This is a genomic window from Kocuria salsicia (assembly GCF_007681555.1).
Taxonomy (GTDB): domain Bacteria; phylum Actinomycetota; class Actinomycetes; order Actinomycetales; family Micrococcaceae; genus Kocuria; species Kocuria salsicia.
Window position 1 is genome coordinate 1300 of record NZ_VELE01000023.1, and the last position, 1776, is coordinate 3075.

The window sequence follows — 1776 nt, forward strand, 5'->3', positions numbered from 1 at the left end:
GTAGGCGAGCACCGCGCGGTCGGGCTCGAGGCGCTGGCCGGTCACGACGAGGTCGAGTTCGTCGAGTCGGCAGAACGTTGTCAGGTCCGGGCGAGCGAAGCGGGCCCGAGCGGTAGCGACAGGCAACGACGTCAGACCTCCGGATGTCAGGCGTGGAACGTCATCTTCCGAAGACCTCGACCACGATCTAGCCACCGTCGCGCCGGAGTCGCTTCGATCAACGAGTACACCTCATCAGAAGCCCGTTGCCAAGGCCTTGCTCCGTTGTGAGCGACGACGTCGTGGGGATGGGGATCTCAGTCAGTGCAGGGCGCCGAGCTCGACGAGAAGAACGCCGGCGATGATGAGTGCGATGCCGCCCATCATGAGCGCGGTGAGCGGCTCCTTGAAGAGGGCTTTGGACGCGACGGCCGTTAGGGCAACTCCGGACGCTGCCCAGATGCCGTAAGCGACACCGAGGCCCAGGCCCTCATTAAGGGCGAGGGTGAGAAACGCGAAGGCCAGGAGGTAGCCGCCGGCGACGGCGGCGTAGTAGGCGCGGACGCCAGTAGCTGCCATGCGCAGCGAGAGGGTAGCGCTGACCTCGGCAATGATGGCTCCGAGGAGGAACAGGTAAGCCATCAGGTGGCTTCTTCGAGGTTCTTGACCGCGTGCTGGGAGCCGAGTTCGACGGTGAGGACGCCGGCAATGATGAGGACGATGCCGACGCCCATGAGTGCGGTGAGGGTTTCATCGAAGATCAGCGACGACATCACGGCGGTGGTGGCGACACCGAGGGCGCCCCAAATGCCGTAGGCGACGCCCAGCGCCATGCCCTGACGCAGAACGAGGGCGAGGAGAATGAACGAGGCGATGTAGCCAGCCGCGACGAGCACGTACAGTCCGGGTCGATCGAGTGCTCCCTTCAGCGACAGCGAACCGGTGACCTCGCTGAGGATGGACCCCGCGAGCAGTAGCCACTTGGTCATGAGTTCTCCTGGATGAGGTGGTGTGCGAGTGCTCGAATGGCGTCGGTGTCCTCGTCGGATAGGGCGATGCCGTTGCCGGCGGTGTTGAGCCAGATGCCGTCGGCCAAGAGTCGGACGCCGTGGAGGCGGGCCCGCTGGTCGGCCGGAAGGGTCTCGGGGACGTCGACCCAGGCCCCCATGCGGCTGTTCCATCGCTCGGTGAGCGGCTCGCGCAGGCGGGGGTCGGTGAACATGACCAGGTCGCCGTAGTCGAACGGCCCGTCGCAAGCCCAGTCAACGTAGGCGGCGAGGCGTTCGCTGATCGTGGGTACGTTTGGGTTGGTGGTAGCCAGGCGGGCGGCCAGATCCCGCTCGTAGCCGTCGAGGAGGTGGTCGATGACGGCGGTCATCAGTGCTTCCTTGGTTGGGAAGTGGTACATCAGGCCAGCCTTAGTGATTCCTGCAGCGCGAGCTGCGGACACCAGGGAGACAGAGGCGCCAGTGCGGGCCCACGCAAGAGTGCTGGCGAGAACGCCGCCTCGCGCCGACGGTCGGTGGGCAGGTGCACTAGTACTCATATCGACAACTCTACCTACCGGTAGGGTAAGTAACAAACTCATGGTGAGCTGGGCCTCCCGAGCTGAGCGTCAGCATGCTAAGAGCGTGACCGCCCGGCACCTACGACGCCCCGGCCAAGGCGATCAACGGATGACTCGAACACCTCTGTGACTTCCGCGCGTGGGTTCCGAAACCTCATCAACTATCGCTAGGCCACTACTCAAAGCCGGCGACTTCCAGACCGCGACTACACCCTCGATTGGGATCAGCC

At 64.7% G+C, this 1776-nt stretch carries 3 protein-coding genes; all 3 read right to left on the reverse strand.

All coding sequences use genetic code 11. The annotated features are described in order from the left end of the window. Nucleotides 1–300: 300 nt before the first annotated feature. The 3 genes from FS770_RS13470 to FS770_RS13480 are packed head-to-tail and all read right to left on the reverse strand — an operon-like array spanning nucleotide 301 to nucleotide 1357. The gene (locus tag FS770_RS13470) at nucleotides 301–621 is read right to left on the reverse strand and encodes a DMT family transporter (protein ID WP_006947550.1); all 321 of its coding nucleotides are present in this window, start codon (nucleotides 619–621) and stop codon (nucleotides 301–303) included. Then, nucleotides 621–968, reverse strand: a complete 348-nt coding sequence (locus FS770_RS13475) for a DMT family transporter (RefSeq protein WP_038567597.1) — start codon at nucleotides 966–968, stop codon at nucleotides 621–623. Before FS770_RS13475 ends, FS770_RS13470 begins: the two co-directional genes overlap by 1 nt. Further along, nucleotides 965–1357: a hypothetical protein gene (locus tag FS770_RS13480; RefSeq protein ID WP_006947557.1), complete on the reverse strand. Its 393-nt coding sequence runs from the start codon at nucleotides 1355–1357 to the stop codon at nucleotides 965–967. The genes FS770_RS13475 and FS770_RS13480 overlap by 4 nt, the downstream gene beginning before the upstream one ends. Nucleotides 1358–1776 lie beyond the last annotated feature (419 nt).